This is a genomic window from Rhizobacter sp. OV335 (genome assembly GCF_900142965.1).
Taxonomy (GTDB): domain Bacteria; phylum Pseudomonadota; class Gammaproteobacteria; order Burkholderiales; family Burkholderiaceae_C; genus Rhizobacter.
Genome location: NZ_FRCQ01000001.1, coordinates 236,653 through 254,104 on the forward strand (window position 1 = coordinate 236,653; position 17,452 = coordinate 254,104).

Genomic DNA, 17,452 nt, shown 5'->3' on the forward strand with positions numbered 1-17,452 from the left:
GGGCGCGAACTGACAAGGCTCCGCCCATCCCATGCCGATCCGGAGATCGGCACGACGGCTTTGGCTGTGTGGTGTCTTGTTAGTTGCGATACTGAACGAACGCGCAAGACACGCGTTGACATGGCATGCGCGTAAAAAAACGTTACGCGCTGCCATCGCGCCCGACAATCGGCCGATGCGCCTGTGTCACCTGCCTTTGCTGCTGCTCGCTCCGCTGGTCGCGTTCGCGGCACCCGACGAGGCCGCGCTCGGCCAGGCCGCCGGCTACCCCGCGGCCCGCACGCTGCGGCAGGCTTATCAAGAGCCCTGGCTGGTCGGCTCGTTCAGCGCGATGGACAGCTTCAACCCGTCGTGCACGCTGGCGCCGGCCGACACGCCGGTGCCGCTGAAGGCCGCGGCCGCCGAGACGCCGTTCAGCTACCGCTACCAGGGCCGCAAGCTGACGCTCGACGACTACATGCAGCACCAGCGCGCGACCGGCCTGCTGGTCGTGAAAGACGGCGAGATCGTCGCCGAGCGCTACAACTACGACCGCACGCCGGCGATGCGGATGCTGTCGAACTCGATGGCCAAGACGATCACCGCGCTGGCGGTGATGAAGGCGCTGGAAGACGGCCTGCTGAAGTCGCTCGACGACCCGGCCGAGGCCTACGCGCCCGCGCTCAAGGGCACGCTGTATGGCGGCACGCGCCTGGTCGACCTGCTGCGCATGGCGTCGGGTGCGCGCTACGTCGAGGACTACACGCCGAACGACGATCGCGCGCGCTTCAACGCGACGGCGCGCCGCGCCGGCATCGCGCAGGCGGCGCGCGAGGTCACCGAGCGCAGCGATCCGCCGGGGCAGCGCTTCAACTACGCCGGCGCGCAGACCGAGGTGCTGGGCCTCGTGCTGCGCGGCGCGACCGGCCGCACGCTGTGCGAGTACGTCGGCGAGCGGCTGTGGAAGCCGATCGGCGCGCAGGCGGCGGCGAGCTGGCTGCTGAACCCTGCGGACCAGGTGGAGCTCGCGCAGGGCGGGTTCAATGCGACGCTGCGCGACTACGCGCGGCTCGGGATGATGATGGCCGCCGACGGGCAGGTGAACGGTGTTGCGGTGGTGTCACGCGAGCACCTGCTCGACATGACCGACCCCGCGCGCCAGCCCGAGGCCTTCCGGCCGGGGCAGATGGCGTACCACGGCAGCAATTACTTCGGCTACGGCCTGCAGACCTGGCTGGTGCCGGGGCGGCAGCGGCGTTTCATGCTGCTCGGTGTCTATGGCCAGGCGATCTTCGTGGACCCGGCGCTGAAGCTGGTGGTCGTGCACACCGCGGTCGGCAAGGATGCCTCGGGCGATGCGAGCGGAAACCACCTGGGCGCCGAGCGCAACGCGCTGCTGCGCGGCATCGTCGCGGCCTACGGCGACTGGTAGTCGCCGCGCTCCAGCATCGCCGCGTCTTCATGCAGCTGGCGCAGCGCCAGCAGTTGCAGCAGCGCCGGCGCGAGCACCGCACCGCCGGGATGGTCCTGCGCGGCCACCACCTCGGCCGACAGTGCCTGCAGCCGCTGTGACAGCTCGCGCAACCCGGCCGCTTCCAACCGCCGCGCGAGTGGCGCCGATTCACCGGCCCACGCACGCGGCAACCGCGCGAGGCCGTGGTGCAGCAGTGTTGCCAGGTGCTGCCGCAGCGCTTCGAGTTGCAGCGAGCAAGGGTCGCTGCTGGCCGACTGCGCCACCCCCAGCGGCAGTGCACCAAGCGCGCCGCTGGCCTTCGCGAAATCCGGCACCAGCAGCCCGCCCTCGCAGCCCAACGCCCACGGCTCCAGGCTCGGCACGCCGTGCTGCCAGCTCAGCACGCCGGCCACGTGGCGCAGCGCGCCGTGCCGGCCGCTCGCCGCCGCGGCGATCGCATCGAGCGCATGCGGCGCATGGCGTTCGTGGAAGCGCTGCACCAGCAGCGGCGCGTCCTGCGCATCGCGCAGCAGCAGCGCGACGCCCTGCTCGTTGGCGTCGTAGGCCGCTGGCAGCACAGCAGCCGGGCTGAACACGATGAAGCGCCGCGCCGCATGCCGCGGCTGCAGCGCGGCCGTCGGGTGCGCCTGCTGCTCGGCGCGCAGCGCGGCCACGCTGTCGAAGCGCAGCGGCGCGCCGAGCTGCGCCCAGTCGGCCGATTGCGGCAGCACGCTGTTCTGCGAGCTGCGTGCACGCGCCAGCCGCACGCTGCCGTCGGGCCGGCGCGCGGCCTGCTGCGCCAGCAACTGGCCTTGTGCCAGCGCCTCCAGCAACACGCCGGGTGCGAGCCGCTCGGCGGCACGGATCGCCGCCTCGTCGGCCCGCCGCGCCTCGGGCACCTGCCACGCATGCGCCAGCACCAGGCGCGTGCCGGTGTCGATGTCGGCCATCACCAGGGTCGTGCGGCGGCTCTCGCCATCGCGCTGCGTGCGCGCCCCCAGGCACATCAGGCGCACCCGGTCGAGCGCGGTCTCGCCGGCCTGGCCGATGCCGAGCACCGCGGCGGCATGGCCGGGCAGGCCGCCGCCAGCCAGCCGCAGCCCCAGCTCGGCCAGCAGGTCCACGCCCTGCGCGGCGTCGTACAGCGCGCGGCGCTTCGCGTAGCCCTCGCTCCAGGTCTCCAGGTCGGCGAGCAGCAACGCGAGCCAGGCCGCGTCCGCCGCAGCGATGCGTGCCGTCGACAGGCCTTGCATCAACGCATCGGCCCCCTGCGACACGCCCTGCCGCACGATCGCCTCGACCAACTGCTCGAACGGCGCCCGCTCGACCGCATGGGCCTGGCCCGCCGAGCCCAGCCGCACCGTCAGCTGCGTTGCCACCGCATCCTGTTCGCGCGCCGCGCGGAACGCCCACACGCCGAGCGCGACGTGCTCGCAGGCCGCCGCGCGCACGCAGTCACAGCGCGCGGTCTCGAGCGCGGCACCGCCCCAGTAGCGCACGGTGGCGCTCGGCAGCCGCGCGGTGTCACACGGGTCGCCGCCGCTGCGCTGCCGCACTTCGATGCTGATGCCGGCATCGCGCAGCAGGCCGGCCTGTGCCAGCAGCGTGGCCGGCACGACGCGCGCCAGCGCCGCATCGTCGGCATCGGCCACCGGTGCGGCGACCGGCAGCGGCGCGGCCGCCTGTTCCGCTTGTGCCGACGCCGATTCGCGGTACGCCAGCGCCGCGATCACGCGGTGCCGGCACACGCCGGCCGCGTTGCAGCTGCAGCGCGCGTCCTGGATCGCCACGCCGGCCGGCCAGCGGCAACTCACGCCGTCGTCGAACGCCGCCTCCAGCAGCCCCTGCGCATCCACCGACAGCCGCGGCCGGTAGCCGCCCGCCAGCTCGCGCACCGCGCGCTTCACGATGCCGGCGTTCGCCGCATGCGACAGCGCCTCGGGCGACAGGTGCAGCAGGTCGTCGCGGACCGGGTTCGTTGTGTCGCTCACTTCAGCTTCTCCGCCAGCCACGCCGCCAGCTGCCCCGGCGTCATCGCGCCCACCTGCGCGCCGGCCTCGACCAGCCGGCCGGCGAGTTCCTTGTCGTAGACCGGATCGGCCCGCTCGTCGAGCGCGGCCAGCCCGAGCACGGTGCTGCCCTGCGCCACCAGCGCCCGCACGTGGCCGATCAGCACATGCTCCGGCATGCCTTCGTAGAAGTCGCTGACGATCACGACCACCGCGCGCCGCGGCACGCTGATGCGCTCGGCCGCATAGCCCACCGCCTTGCCGATGAACGTGCCGCCGCCGAGCTGCACGCCCATCAGCACCTCGACCGGGTCGGTGACGCTGTCGCTCAGGTCGACCACCTCGGTGTCGAACGCGATCAGGTGCGTCTTGATGCCGGGCAGGCCCCACAGGCAGGCGGCGGTCACCGCCGAATGGATCACCGAATTCAGCATGCTGCCGCTCTGGTCGACCAGCAGGAACACCTGCCAGGGCTCCAGCACGCGCCGCGTGTTGACGTGGAACAGCGGCCGCTGGATCACCAGCCGGCCGCGCTGCACGTCGTAGTGGCGCAGGTTGCGCTTCAGCGTCTCGCGCGCGGCGAACTGGGCGGCGGCGCCCTGCAGGCTCAGTTGCTGCGGCTTGCGCGCGCCGCTGAAGGCGCGCTGCACGTCTTTCGCGAGCTTCTCGATCAGCTCGCGCACCACCTTGTCGACCAGCTTGCGCGCCATCGCGAGCACCTGCGGGTTCATCAGGTGCTTGGTGCGCAACACCGCCTGCAGCAACGCCGGATTGGGCGTCGCGCGCTCCAGCACCTCGAGGTTGGTCACCACCTCGTCGATGCCGTAACGCTCGATCGCGTCGCGCTCCAGCCGCTCGATCGTCTCCTTCGGGAACAGCTCGTGGATGCCGTTGATCCACTCCGGCACCGTCAGCTGCGAGGCCTCGCTGCCGCCGTGGCGGTCGAGCGCGTCGTCGGGATGTCGGCCGTCCTGCGACCGGTCGTCGCGGCCGTACAGCCACGCGAGCGCGCGGTCCATCGCGGCCGCGTTGCCACCGGCCGCGCCGAGGCTCGCGTCGGCGGCCTCGCCGAGCAGCAGGCGCCAGCGCTCGGCGGCATCGAGGTCGGGCAGCGGCTTGGTCATGTCAGCAAGCCGATCTGGTTTGCCCAGGCCATCGCCTGCGCTTCGACGCGCCGCGCATCGAGCAGCGCCTCGGTGCCGTCGTGCAGCTTCAGCAGTCGTTGCCGCTGGTTCGCGTCCAGCCCGAGCAGCCGCGCGACGTGCGCGGCCAGCGCGCCGCGCTCACGTGGCGGGAACCAGCCCAGTGCCGAGCGCAGCGCCGGCAGCGCGACCAGGAAGTCCTCGACGCCCATGCCGTCGAGCGCCGCATGGATCGCGCGCACGATGCCGTCACTCTCGCTCGCCAGTGCGCGCGCGCAGGAGAACAGGCCATACAGGAAATCGCCGAGCGCGTCGCGCGGCGGCATCGCGCGCGTGATGGCGATCACCTCGTCGCGCGCGGTCGGGGCATCGGCGGCCAGCGCGTCGTGCTGGAACGCGACGCCGAGTGCCGCGCCACGCAGCGCCGGCGGCTTGGTGGCGGCGCGCGCGAGGCGGGCCATCGTCTGCCGCACGAAGCCGGCGTCGAGCGCGGGCAGGTGCAGGCGCAGCAGCGTGTCGAACACCGCGGCCGCGCGCACGTCGGCCTCCAGCAACTGCGGGCTGCCGGCGCCGTCGCGGCCTTCGAGCAGCCACAGCAGCTGCCCGGCCATCAGCGCCAGCGTGTCTTCGAGCAGCGCGCGCGGGTCGTCGCCCCAGAAGCCGGACTCGACGATCGCGGCCAGCGATTGCGCGGCCCGCGCGAGCGCGCCGTGGTCGTGGCTGCGGCCGATGCCTTGGCGCAGCTGCTGCGCGAGTTCGCGGCCCATGTCGAGCAGCCCGGCGCGGATCGCCTGCATCAGGCATTGCGCCAGCACCGCGGCGTCGCCCTGGGCGTCGGCCACCTGGCGCAGCAGCGCCTGGCGCGCCGCGGCTTCGAGCGTGGCGCCGTGCACTGCGGCCTCGATCAGGTCGGGGTACCAGCGCTCGGTCTGCTGCAGTCGCCAGTGCTCCTCGAAGTTCAGCTCGCGCGCGAGGCCGCGTGCGGCGCGGGGCGCCTTGGTCTCGACGAGTTGCACGCCGCTGATCTTCAGGCAGCGCAGTTGCCACAGCAGCTGGGCGCGCACGGTGTCGTCGGCGCGGCGGCGGTCGAGCACGCGCTGGTGGGCCGTGCGCTCGATCGGCAGGTCGAGGGCGGCCAGGCGCTCTCGCACGTCGCGCAGCAGCGGCGGCAGCGGCGTGTCGCCATGCAGGCGGCCGGCACCGTCGCCGGTCAGCGCGAGCAGCGCCTCGCGCAGAACAGGGTGGTGGTGCGGGCCGAGGCGGCGGTCGTTGCTCCACGGCGCCGGCACGTCCAGCGCCTCCTTGACGACGGCCGATTGCAGCGCGTCGAGCAGATCCACGCGCAGCGGCACCGCGTGCCCGCGCAGCGCGGCCAAGGCGGCGGCGCTGCGCTCGAAGGCCAGCAGGTCGGCGGTCGACAGCGGCACCTGCGCACGGCGCAGCCGCGCCACCATCGTCGCGACCGCGCGGTCGCCGGCCGGGCGCAGCCCGTGCTGCCACAGCCACTGGTAGTACATCGGCGACGGCAGCCCCGCGGCATAGCCGCCGAGCGCATCGACCTGGCGGAACTCGAACGGCACCAGGTAGCAACCGGCGGCGCGTTCGTCGGCCGGCTGCGGCACCTCGGGTTCGTCGGTCACGGAGCGCACCTCCCGTTCGCGTCCCTCCCGTTCGCCCTGAGCAGGGACTGAGCCTGTCGAAGGCCCGTCCGTCGAAGGGTTGTTCCCGGAGCGCGCAGGTCCTTCGACAGGCTCAGTCCCCCCCTTCGACAAGCTCAGGTCCTTCGACAGGCTCAGGATGGTCGGGCCCTTCGACAAGCTCAGGGCGAACGGTGTTTTCAGGGCGAACGGTGTGCGTTCCAGCGCCGGCTTGTGCCAGCCGCCGCACACCACCAGCACGCGCTCGAAGTGGGCCGCCGCCCACGCGATCCACTGCGCCATGTGGGCTTCGCGCGCCTGGTCCTGCGGCGTGCCGGCCTCGTCGCCGCGCAACTCGGCGAAGTACAGGTCGAGCCGCCGGGCCAGCTCGTCCGGCGGCGCGTCGGCGGGCAGCGATTCGAACAGGTGATCCCACAGCGCGTCGTCGCTGTCGCAGCCGAAGCGGCGGCACAGGTGCTCCACCACCTGCCCGTAGCGCGAGCGGGCGTTCCACTGCCCGGCGGTGCGGCGCTGCGCATCGGACAGCGCGCGGTAGCGCCAGTGCGGCAGGTCCATGAAGCGCAGCGCCGCACCGATGTCGCGGCCCGCGCGCAGCGCGACCCACTCTGGCGAATGGTCGAGCAGCGGGAACCAGCACTGCGCCGCCTGCCCGTCCTCGTTCGCGTAGCTGTACAGCGCCAGCGGCAACTGGTGATCGAGCAGCAGCTCGCCGATGCGCGGGTTGAAATCGCTCGGGCCCTCGATCAGCACCGCCTGCGGCCGCTCGTGCGCGATCGCATGCGCCACCAGCCGGGCACAGGCGGGGCTGTGGTGGCGCACGCCGATCACGCGAACCTGGCCCGTCGGCACCTCAGGCGCCCCTCATTCCGGCAGCAGATGCCGCGCCGCGTGGAACGCCTGCCAGTGCTCGCCCTTGCGACGGCTGGCGCGCTGCTCGATGTAGCGGCGGATCTTCTTCAGGTCGTCGGCGTTGTCCTTCGCGGCCGCACCGGCCAGCGCCTCGACGATGTCGGCCGGCCGGCCGGCATCGCCGCGCAGGTAGTGGCCGCGCAGCGCCACCGCATGCGCGACGCTCACCGCCTCGGCGGTGCTGACGACGGTCGACAGCCGCTCGCCGGCGTTGCCGTCCTTGTCGAGCCCGGTGCGCAGCTCGCGGAAGGTGGTGACCAGCACCTCCAGCACGTCGTCCGATGGCTGCACCGCGATCTGGTCCTGCGCCAGCAGCCGCGCCAGCTCGGAGCGCACCAGCGCGAGCTCCTCGTCGTAGTCGGCGATCGGGAACACCGTCTCGAACGCGAAGCGCCGCTTCAGCGCAGCCGACATCTCGTTGACGCCGCGGTCGCGCGTGTTGGCGGTGGCGATCAGGTTGAAGCCGGGCGCGGCGAACACCGCGTTGTCGTCGGCCAGCTCGGGCACCATCAGCAGGCGCTCGGAGAGGATCGACAGCAAGCCATCCTGCACCTCCGGCGGGCAGCGCGTGATCTCCTCGAAGCGCACGATGCGGCCGTCGCGCAGCGCGCGGTACAGCGGCGAGGGCACCAGCGCGCGCGGGCTGGGGCCGTCGTTCAGCAGCAGCGCGTAGTTCCAGCCGTACTTGATCTGGTCTTCGGTGGTGGCGGCGCTGCCCTGGATGGTCAGCGTGCTGGTGCCGCTGATGGCGGCCGCGAGCAGCTCCGACAGCAGGCTCTTCGCGGTGCCCGGCTCGCCGACCAGCAGCAGCGCGCGGTTCGACGCCAGCGTGACCATCGCGCGCTCGAGCAGGCTGGGCGCGCAGACGATCTTGCGGCGGATGTCGGGCGCGCCGCCGATGAAGCGCATCACCGCCTTCATCGACAGCCGCCAGCCGGGCGGCACCGGGCCGCTGTCGTGCTTCGCGAGCTGGGCCAGCTCGTCGGCGTAGAGCAGCTCGGCGGGCGGGCGCTGGCTCTTGAGGGCGAGGGTGCGGTCGGTCATGGCTGGGGCTGTGAAAGAGCGGGGTTCAGCAGGTCGATGTCGCGCAGCATCTCGCTGGCGGACACCGGGTCGAGTGCGTCGAACGATAGCGCGTTGACGGCGCCTTCGGCCGAACGGCGTGCGAGCGTCAGCCACTCGAGCGACTGGCGGGGCTCCATCACGCCGCCGGCGACGAAGATGCCGGGGCTGAAGCGCAGCGTCACGCGCAGGCCATCGGGCACGTCGCGCGTGTACTCGCGGACCATGCCGCCGTCCTCCGCGCGGCCGCGCTCCCAGCCCTTCTGGTCCAGGCCGATCACGGCGCCGGTCGCGACATCGCGGTTCTCGAAGCGCTTGATGGTGCTCTGCTGCTTCTCCTGCGGCGTCAGCGCGTAGGTCTCGCGCTGCAACTGCTTGAACGGCTGCAGGATCTCGTAGTCGCCGAACAGCTGGCCGAGCTGCGCCTTCGCGGGCGGATCGAGTTCGAGCACGTGCAGGATGCCGATCAGCGCGGCCTCGGGCAGCGCGAGCTGCTCGTCCGCGGCATCGGCGAGCGTCCAGTCCTCGGCCACGCGGAAGGGCTGGCGCAGCGCGCCGCCGTCGTAGGTGGCCCAGGCCAGGCGCGCCGCCAGGTGGCGCATCAGCGGATGGGCCAGGAAGAAGCGCCGGAACGCGGGCAGCGGCCAGCGCCGACCATTGCGCATCGCGCGCTCCAGCCGCGTGATCTCCAGGCTGGCGATGGCGCGCACGTCCTTCTTCAGCTGCTTGAAGCGCTCGGCTGCCGGGCCGGCGAGTGCGGCGTCGTCGGCCTTCAGCGGCTTCGGCAGGTCTTTCAGGCGCAGGCCGCGGGCATCGCGCACGACGGGCTTCAGGCTTTCGTCGAAGCTGAGCGAGAACCGGCGCGGGCCGAAATCGAAGACCGCCGCATCGGGCTCATCGAGGCCGAGCGTCGGCGCGAGCCGGTCGCCGAGTTCATCGAGCGTGAGCCCGCGCGCATCGGCCACCGCCGCGATCATGCCGGCCGCACGCATCTGCACGCGCTTGTGCCGGCCCTTGGTGGCCTGCGTGTTCAGCAGCATCAGCGCCACGTCGGTGCCGATGGCGGCCAGCAGGTCGAGCGCGGATTCGGCGCGGCCGCGGGTGCCCGGTGCGCCGGCCCAGTCGTTGATGCGGGGGATCAGGCGGCGGGCCGTCTCGTCGTTGCCGAGCAGGCCGAGCGTGCGGAAGGCCCAGCTGTCCTTCGATGGTGCACCCGTGGCGATCCACGCCTCGCACAGGTCCCACGCGAACTCGGCGAGGCTGGCCGGCGTGCACGCGGCCTGCACGAGCGCGACGCCGGGGTAGGGCGCATCGGGCTGGCCGATCATCAGCATGCGCACGAGGTGCCCGGTGGCGGCAACGCTGAGCGCGCCGCCGGCCTGCAGGTGCGGGCGGCGCATCGTGGCCACGTCGCAGAAGGCCGGCAACGGCGGCATCTCGCCTGGCAGCACGTCCAGCGGGTCGGTGCCGAGCAGGGCTGTGACGGCCTGGGTCATCGCTTCGCCACAAGCCGCGGCGGCTTCCAGCAGGCTGCTGCGCCCGCCTTCCCGCTCCGCCATCCAGCGCAAGGTGTGGCGCGCATCGTCGCGCTCCGGACTGTGCTGCGCCGCGAACGCCGCGGGCAGCGCGCGGACCATCACGGTACGCGGGAATTTGGTGATCCAGTCGATCGCGCCGGCGCGGTGCATGCGCGATTGCCGCAGCAGCTTCGCCATGCGCGGCACCAGCAGCGGCGTGTCCATCAGCAGCGCGATGTCCGGCCTCTTGCCGAGGTGCGTGGTCAGCACCGCCACCATGCCGGGGATCGCTGCCACGCCGAAGCGGGCGAGCACCTGTTCGGCATCGAGACTCCAGGGGCTGAACTTCCAGTGTTCGGGCGGCAGGCTGTTCCACTGCGCAAGGTCTTCGACCTGATCCTGGGCCTGCATGGCCCGCACGCGCTCCAGCAGGCCCGCAGGCCACGCCAGGGCATCGGGCGTCGCAATGGCGGCGATGTCCAGCACCGGCAACTGCCCCGGCCGGTCGGCGCGCAGCCACGGCGGTTCTCGCAGGATCGGCGCCAAGGCTGCGTCGGGCGCCTCCACCGGATTCAGCGCCGCCACGGCGCCCTCGAAGCGGCTGCGCAGCGCCGGCTCCAGGGCATCGAGCGCGGCCGGCAAGACCTCCGGCCACTCATGCGCCAGCCGCAAGGCCCAGGTCTCGGCGGCCCGGCTGCGGCCGGCCACCGCATGGCGGATCACCGTCAGCAGCACGGCCACCGGATGGCTCTTCGCCAGCTTCTCCAGCGTGTCGCGCACTTTCTTGTGCTCCGACTGCACCACCAGCAGCGGCAGCAGGCCGGGCACCCGCATCTGGGCCGCGAGCTTGAGGGCCTGCGTCGCGAGCTTCGGGTCACGCGACGTGAGGCGCGTGCGGATGAACCACGCCAGCACCTCCAGCGCCGCCTCGCCGTGCAGCTTCAACTGCAGCAGCACGCCCTTCGTCAATGAGGCGTGGTCGAGCCAGGGGTGCGCCGCGCAATACGCCAGAAAGTCGGCCGGCTGCATCGCAGACCGCACCAGCACTGCATGCCCCCAAGGCTCCTTGCCGTGGGCGGCCAGCCACTCGGCCGTCCAGTCGCCGAGCTGCGGGAAGACGAAGGCACAGGCGCGGGCGGCCGACGACGAACTCGTCCTGCCGCGCTGGGCCACCGCGAGCGCGGCTTCGTACGTGGCCTCGTCGGCACAGGCGACCGCGTCGCGCAGCGGCTCGAACCGTGCGAACCAATCCGCGTAGGCCTGGGGCAGCGGCCCCACCAGCGCGGCTTCCAGCGCGACGGTCGGACTCTCTTGAGTCGACGGTGCGGCCGACGGCAGGTGAACGCCGCGCATCACCGGCAGCAGCTCCAGCCACTCGGGCGTCCACTGGAAGCCGCCGGTGGGCCACACCAGGCCGAGGAGCGCCTTCTTCATGGCAGCGGCGCCAGCAGGTCCGCATCGCGCAGCACCTCGCTCGCGACGATCGGGTCGAGCCGCTCGAACTTCACATGGCCTTGCTGCGCCCAGGTGCCGGATTCGCGCAGCACGATCTTCGGGATGCGCTGCTTCGGTTCGTAGCTCAGGTCGCCGATCACGGTGCCGGGGTCGAGTTCGAGCTCCACCTCCAGCCCGCCGCCCACGCGCTTCGTGAACCAGCCGACCCAGCCGCCGTCCTGCGCCGCACCGCGCTCCCAGCCGCGGTTGACCAGGCCCATCACGCTGCCGGTGGCCACCGTCTTCTGCGCGAAGCGCGTCAGCTCGGTGGCCTGCAGCTCCTGCGGCGTGAGCCGGTAGGTCTCGCGGCCGAGCTGCTTGAAGGGCTGCAGGATCTCGTAGTCGGCGAACACCTGGCCGAACGCGGCCTGCATCGCGGCCGGCATCTCCAGCACGTGGACGATGCCGACCTTCGCGTCGTCGGGCAGCAGGGTCTGCAAGTCGTCGCCGTCGGCGAGCGTCCAGTCCTCGGCGACGCGGAAGGCGCTCGCGAGCGCGCCGGGCGTGTCGTCCTCGCCTTCATACACGCCCCACACCACGCGTGCCGCGAGGTGTCGCATCAGCGGGTGTTCGAGGAAGAACAGCTTGAAATCGGCGGCCCCCCAGCGCCGGCGCTCGACCATGCTCATCTCCAGCCGCGTGACCTGCAGGCTGGCGATGGCCTTGGCATCCTTCTTCAGCTGTTTGAAGCGATCGGTCGCCGCCTCGGCCAACGCGGCGTCGTCGCTCTTGACCGGCTTCGGCAGGTCTTTGAGGCGCACGCCCTGCGCATCCTTCACGAAGGGCTTCAGCGTCTCGTCGAAGCCGACGAAGAAGCGGCGCGGCCCGAAATCGAGTTCCAGCGCGCCCTGCTCGTCGAGCCCCAGGTCGGGCACCAGCCGGTCGGCCAGCTCGGCGGCGGTGAAGCCGCGCGCCTCGGCCACGGTGGCGATCTTCTCCTTCGCGCGGTCTTGCAAGGCCTTGAACTTCACCTTGCCGGCGATGCCGTTCAGGTGCATCAGCGCCACGTCGCTGCCGATCGCGGCGAGCAGATCCAGCCCGGTGACCGCACGCTGGTGCGCCGATTCGCCCGGCCACTCGCGGATGCGCGGCGCGAGCCGGCGCGCGGTCTCGTCGTCGCCCAGCAGGCCGAGCGCCGCGAAGGCCCAGCCGTCCTTGCTCGGCGCGCCTGCAGCGATCCAGGCTTCGAACAGGTCCCACGCGAACTCGGCCAGCGAGGCCGGCGTGCAGAGCTCCTTGACGATCGCGAGGCCGGGGTAGGGCGCTTCGAGCTTGCTGATCGCGAGCATCGAGCCGACGTGCTCGATCGCGGTGGTCGGCAGGGCTTCGCCGCTGTCGCGCAGCAGCGGGCGGCGCAGCGCCGGTGCGACGAAGAACACCGGCAGCTTGGGCATGCGCGCCGGCAGCACCAGCAGCGGGTCGGCGTCGAGCAGGGCCTGCAGCGCGTGCTGCATCGGCGTGCCGTACGACCCGGCAATTTCGCGGGTCCGCGCCTCGAAGCCGTTGGCCACCAGCCAGCGCAGGCCGAACTGCGCGTTCTCGCGCTGCGTGCGGTCGCGGCCGAAGGCGAGCGGCAGGGCTTGCGCCAGCGCGGTGTCGACGTGCGCGCGCAGCCAGGCCATCGCAGGCGCCTTCGCCTTCTTCAGGTTGCGCAGTGCGTGCAGCGCGATCGGCACGAGCTGCGCGCTGTCGACATCGATTGCGATCGGCAGCCCGGATTCCGGATACGACTGCACGTAGCCGACGAAGCCCGGCACTGCGGCCTCGCCGTGGCGCGCGAGGATCGCGCGGATCGGCGCGCTGTTGTCGCTGAACGAATACCAGTACTTCGACGGGTAGCTGCTCCACAGCGCGAGCGCGGCGGTGTCGGGGAACAGCAGCACGACCTCGGGCGTCTGGCCGTAGAAGTAGTTCTTCGTGATCTTGAAGTTGTCGGGCAGCAGCGGCTGGCCGGCCATCACGCGCGCCTGGCCTTCGGGCGTGACCTGCATCTCGGTCAGCGCGTACGCGGTCGGGCTCGGTGCCTGCTTGCTGCGCCACGGGTTGACCTGATGGGCTGCATGGCGCGTGCGTTCGGCGGCGGTCCACACGAGGCGGTCGGGCGTGGCGCGCACGGTGATGTCGAGCGTCGGCAAGTCTTCGGCGCGTGCCTTGCGCAGCCACGGCGGCTCGCGCAGCAGCGGCGGCAGCTGCTCGGGCGAAGCCTCGGCGCTCTGCAGTGCATCGAGCAGCGCCTGGAAGCGCTCGCGCTCGCCGGCGCCGAGCGTGGGCAGGGCCTGCGCCAGCGCGGCGGGTTCGCGCAATGCGAGCCGCACGGCCCAGCCTTCGGCCAGCCGCGAACGCGTCGCGAGCGCATGGCCGATCACGCACTGCAGCGTGGCGGCCGGGTAGCGCTCGGACAGCTTGTCGAGCGCGGCGCGCGCGTCCTTGCGCTCGATCAGTTCGGTCAGCAGCGGGATGCTCTGCGGCACGCGCATGCGCAGCACCAGCGCGGTGAACTTCTCGCTGTTGTCGCGGTCGTCGGCGCGGCGCAGCAGGTCGGCGAGCAGCTCGAAGGCGTCGGCACCGTGCAGGTGGATCTGCAGCGCGAGCGCGCTTTCCATCAGGTAGTAGTACGGCGAGGCGGCCTTCAGGTAGCTCCGCATGGCCTCGGCCGGCACGACGCAGTCGCGCAGGTAGAGCTGGTCGTCCGCGGCGTCGTCGGCCATGCTGGTGAGGGCCCAGTCGCTGCGGTGCGGGCACAGCACGGCGCGCAGCAGGCGGTCGAGCGGTGTCGAGCCGGCCTGGCGATCGAGCGTGGCGACGGCGGCATCGTGCTCGGCGTCGCCGGCGGCGGCAATCGCGGTGCGCAGCGCCTCGAACTGCGAGCTGATCACGCGGCTCAGCGTGAACTGGTGCGGCTGCGCGCCGCGCGCGAGATCGAGCGCGGTCTCGATCATGAACGGCAGGCCGTGCAGCGCGATGCCCACCTGCGTGGCCCAGGCGAGGCCGTGGGTGCCGTAGTGGTCGCCCTGGTGCAGGACGTTGCCGTGCAGGCACTGCGCGCACAGCTCCAGCCAGTAGTCGGGATCGGCCTGCTTCAGCCGATCGGGCTGCGTCATCTCGGTGAAGCTGGTGGCGTTCCACTGCGACCAGGCCCGTTTCAGCTGCGAAGCCAGCGCGGTGAACTCCTGCGCGCGGTGGCTGTACTGCACGTCGCGGACGGTGACGGGCGTCGCAAGCAGGCTGCGGCCATCGACGGGCGTGGGGGCATGGATGCCGCGGACCACCGGCAGCGCCTTGCGCAGGGCATCGTTCCAGTCGAAGCCGCCGTGGGGCCAGTCGATCGGCGCGGCGTCGGTGGCGGGTGTCGCGGCGGGAGGGGAAGGCGCCTTGGGTGGCGGTGGCAGTGTCGGCGTCGCTGTCGGTGTCGAGGGGATTGCCGCCTTCGGCGCTGCAGGCGCCGCAGCCGGCGCAGCGACCGCCGCCAGCGTCGCGCCGGCGGCCACGCCGGTCTCGCGGTAGCCCTTGCCGGTCTTTTCCTTCACCAGCGCGTCATGCTCGGCCTGCGCGGCCGCAGCGCTCGCGAACGACTTGGTCTTGGCCTGGCCGTTGGTGCCGATGCGGCCGAAGCGCACCGTCACGTCGGCTTCTGCCACCGCCACCTCCCAGAACTTGCTCGATGTTCCCTCGACCAGCTCGAATCGGCGCATGCCCCGCGTCCTTCCTGTCTGCTGCGTACAGCAGCGGACTATATCGGGGCGCTACCGCACCGCGAGCGCGTAACGCAGCTCGGATTTCGCGACGTTGTAGACGCCGAAGTCGCAGCTGTAGACGGTCCAGGCTTCGCTCATGTCCGCCGCGCTGGTGGTCGAGGTCCAGTAGTAGTCCGAGACGATGAAGTTGTCGAACACCGCGGGGCCGGTGACCGCCGTGCTGGCCTGGTACTGGCCATTCAGGTACGAGGCCTGCGGGAAGGTCGGCGCGCGGTCCGACAGGCTGAGCATCTCGGCGCGGTTGGGCAGGCGCCACTGTCCGGCGGTCGATCCGTCGGCGAGGCCGCACTGGCCGTTCGCGAGCGCGTTCACCGCCGCCAGTGCGCCCGACCAGGGCTGCTGGATGCAATCGGCCTTCTTCAACCAGGTCAGGCCCGTCACCGTGTCGGCCAGCGTGCCGTCGCCGTTGTCGATGAAGCGCGGCGAGGTGAGGGGCGCGCCGGTCTGCAGCGCGGCATCGTCGGCGCTGCCGAACGAGCCGCCGCCGATGCCGGCGTACACGCCGGTGGCCAGCAGCTGCACCGCGCCGGCCGCGCCCGAGCGCACGGCCCACAGCGAGTTCGCCGAGCTGGCCTTTACGTTGCTCATGCCGCCGTCGGCCGCATTCGCGCCGTTGATCCAGCGCCCGTCGCTGAAGCGGATGGCCATCGCGCTGCTCGTCAGTGCCATGTAGGTGGTCGAGCTCCAGTAGGCATTGGCGAGGGCGATGCCGGTGAACGGGTGGCCGCTCGCCACCGCCGGGCCGGCCTGCGACACGTCGACCAGGCTCTCCAGCTCGTTCGCGTTCGGCATGCGCCATTGCCCTGCGGCCGAGCCGTCGCTCAGGCCGCAGGTGCCGCTGGCCAGTTGCGCGGCCGCGGCGAGCGCCGTCGGCCAGTCGGTCGCGTTGAAGCAGCCGGCGTTCCTGAGCCACACCAGTCCGGTCAGTGCATCGGTGACGGTGCCGTCGGCGTGGTCGATGAACCGGGTGCCGGGCCATGCCACGCCGTGGGCGAGCGAGCCGTCGTCGCCGACCGCGAAGCTCGCCGACTGTCCGGTGCGCGGCAGGCTCGCCATCCGGTCGCCTGCGCGCGAGGCGGTGAAGTCCGCGTTCGCGACATCGTGCGTCGGCAGCGTCGCGAAGCGGATCACGGTGCGGTAGAGCCCGTTGAAATCCATCTTCGTGACCGAACCGGCCACGTCGCCGACCGACGGGTAGAAGGCAAAGCCCGCCTGCTGCGCGTAGACCGCGTAGTCGGCATTGACGCCGGCGCTGAGCCCGGCGATCGCGTAACGGCCGTCGGCGTCGGTGCTGGCGGTCCGGGTCGTGTGGTCGTTGTGGTGGAACACGGTGACGAGCACGCCCTGGATCGCCAGCCCGTTCTTGTCGGCCACCACACCCGACACGGTGCTCGTCGCGGGTGCATTGCCGACCGAGTTGCCGCCCATCGCGGTCGTGCTGCCGCCACTGCTGCCACCACCCGAGCCGCCGCATGCGGCCAGCACACCGATGGCGGTGCCGATCAACAACTGCCTGATCCGTTTCATCGCCGCTGTCCTTGTGCGCATGGGCCCGGGTCCGGGAATGGACGGGGGGCAGCGGACATATCGGCCGTTTCTGCATGCGGCTTGATCGACAAGCGGACCGCAGCGTGAAGCGCATCACCAATCGGGTCAGTCGGGCACGACCTCGCTGAGGGTCACGTGAGTTGCTTGCGCATGAACACGCTGTCGAGGGCGATGGGCATGGGGCGACGAGGGTCTGTGTTCGCCCTGGATTCTGAACTGCCAGGTTCAGTAGAAGACGTACACCGTGACCGTGGCAACCACTGCCGCGTCATAGGTGGAGGTCGCGGTGAAGGTCAGCGCGACCGGCGTGCTGAAGGGGCTGGTGTCGAAGGTGTCGACCAGGATGCGCGATGCGCTGAGGGTGTCGATCGTGACGCCGATGCCGCCGTAGTACACCGTGCTGCCGCTGCCGCTGACCGAGGTGCCCGCGACCTGCAGCGACCACACGACCGGCTCGCTGGCATCGAGCTGCAGCGAGTCGCCGGCATAGACCGAGATGCTCTGCGACGAGCCGGAGTGCACATGCCCGTTGCTGATCGGCTGGCCCGCAACGATGATGCCGACGTCGAAGGTGACGTAGCCGTCGTCACCGCCGCCACCGCAGGCGGTCAGGGCGAAGGCAAGACAGGCCGCGGCGGCGAGCCGCGACAGGGTTCGGGGGACGGGGTGCATGGGCGCATCCGGAGTCGTTGATGGGGCATCCAACGGCTCGGGTGGTTCACCTGTTGACCGGCGAGGTGTAACGCTTGGACGGGCGAGGTTGTCGGATCGCTGCGCCGCATCATGTGTTCACGCGGGCCTGGAGGCGAACGCGGCCCGCATGTCGCCATGCCGGTTGTCCCCTGGCGACGTTTCTTCAGAACGACACCGAGGGCTTGCACGAGAAGGGCATTGCGGCTGGGGCGCATCGGCCGCCATCTTGTCGA

General features: G+C 71.8%; 9 protein-coding genes. 1 reads left to right on the forward strand and 8 read right to left on the reverse strand.

The features are described 5' to 3' along the window. Positions 1–175: 175 nt before the first annotated feature. Positions 176–1,411: a serine hydrolase domain-containing protein gene (locus BUE42_RS01120; protein ID WP_073462252.1), complete on the forward strand. Its 1,236-nt coding sequence runs from the start codon at positions 176–178 to the stop codon at positions 1,409–1,411. Here the strand turns inward: BUE42_RS01120 and BUE42_RS01125 are convergent. From BUE42_RS01125 to BUE42_RS01160, 8 genes are all read right to left on the reverse strand, one after another. After that, positions 1,396–3,423 (reverse strand): hypothetical protein, encoded by a 2,028-nt coding sequence (locus BUE42_RS01125; protein ID WP_073462253.1) that lies wholly within the window; start codon positions 3,421–3,423, stop codon positions 1,396–1,398. The two genes, BUE42_RS01120 and BUE42_RS01125, sit on opposite strands and share 16 nt — an antisense overlap. Continuing rightward, the gene (locus BUE42_RS01130; RefSeq protein WP_073462254.1) at positions 3,420–4,565 is read right to left on the reverse strand and encodes a VWA domain-containing protein; all 1,146 of its coding nucleotides are present in this window, start codon (positions 4,563–4,565) and stop codon (positions 3,420–3,422) included. Before BUE42_RS01130 ends, BUE42_RS01125 begins: the two co-directional genes overlap by 4 nt. Beyond that, entirely contained in the window at positions 4,562–7,090 is a 2,529-nt protein-coding gene (locus BUE42_RS01135; RefSeq protein WP_073462255.1) for a DUF5682 family protein, read from the reverse strand. The genes BUE42_RS01130 and BUE42_RS01135 overlap by 4 nt, the downstream gene beginning before the upstream one ends. A gap of 12 nt (positions 7,091–7,102) precedes the next feature. Further along, entirely contained in the window at positions 7,103–8,194 is a 1,092-nt protein-coding gene (locus tag BUE42_RS01140) for an ATP-binding protein (protein WP_073462256.1), read from the reverse strand. Next, positions 8,191–11,163: a DUF4132 domain-containing protein gene (locus BUE42_RS01145; protein ID WP_073462257.1), complete on the reverse strand. Its 2,973-nt coding sequence runs from the start codon at positions 11,161–11,163 to the stop codon at positions 8,191–8,193. Before BUE42_RS01145 ends, BUE42_RS01140 begins: the two co-directional genes overlap by 4 nt. Continuing rightward, a complete protein-coding gene (locus tag BUE42_RS01150) occupies positions 11,160–14,915 on the reverse strand; it encodes a DUF4132 domain-containing protein (RefSeq protein ID WP_073462258.1) in 3,756 nt (1,251 codons plus the stop codon). The genes BUE42_RS01145 and BUE42_RS01150 overlap by 4 nt, the downstream gene beginning before the upstream one ends. Before the next feature lie 51 nt (positions 14,916–14,966). Beyond that, positions 14,967–16,505 (reverse strand): Lcl domain-containing protein, encoded by a 1,539-nt coding sequence (locus tag BUE42_RS01155; protein ID WP_073462259.1) that lies wholly within the window; start codon positions 16,503–16,505, stop codon positions 14,967–14,969. A gap of 246 nt (positions 16,506–16,751) precedes the next feature. Next, on the reverse strand, positions 16,752–17,198 hold the full coding sequence (locus BUE42_RS01160) for a hypothetical protein (RefSeq protein ID WP_073462260.1): 447 nt from the start codon (positions 17,196–17,198) through the stop codon (positions 16,752–16,754). Positions 17,199–17,452: the final 254 nt, after the last annotated feature.

Bases quoted from the DNA above. Each gene is read 5' to 3' on its own strand.
- BUE42_RS01130 (WP_073462254.1), bottom strand. From the start codon at position 4,565: ATGACCAAGCCGCTGCCCGACCTCGATGCCGCCGAGCGCTGGCGCCTG.
- BUE42_RS01120 (WP_073462252.1), top strand. From the start codon at position 176: ATGCGCCTGTGTCACCTGCCTTTGCTGCTGCTCGCTCCGCTGGTCGCG.
- BUE42_RS01155 (WP_073462259.1), bottom strand. From the start codon at position 16,505: ATGAAACGGATCAGGCAGTTGTTGATCGGCACCGCCATCGGTGTGCTG.
- BUE42_RS01145 (WP_073462257.1), bottom strand. From the start codon at position 11,163: ATGAAGAAGGCGCTCCTCGGCCTGGTGTGGCCCACCGGCGGCTTCCAG.
- BUE42_RS01150 (WP_073462258.1), bottom strand. From the start codon at position 14,915: ATGCGCCGATTCGAGCTGGTCGAGGGAACATCGAGCAAGTTCTGGGAG.
- BUE42_RS01140 (WP_073462256.1), bottom strand. From the start codon at position 8,194: ATGACCGACCGCACCCTCGCCCTCAAGAGCCAGCGCCCGCCCGCCGAG.
- BUE42_RS01160 (WP_073462260.1), bottom strand. From the start codon at position 17,198: ATGCACCCCGTCCCCCGAACCCTGTCGCGGCTCGCCGCCGCGGCCTGT.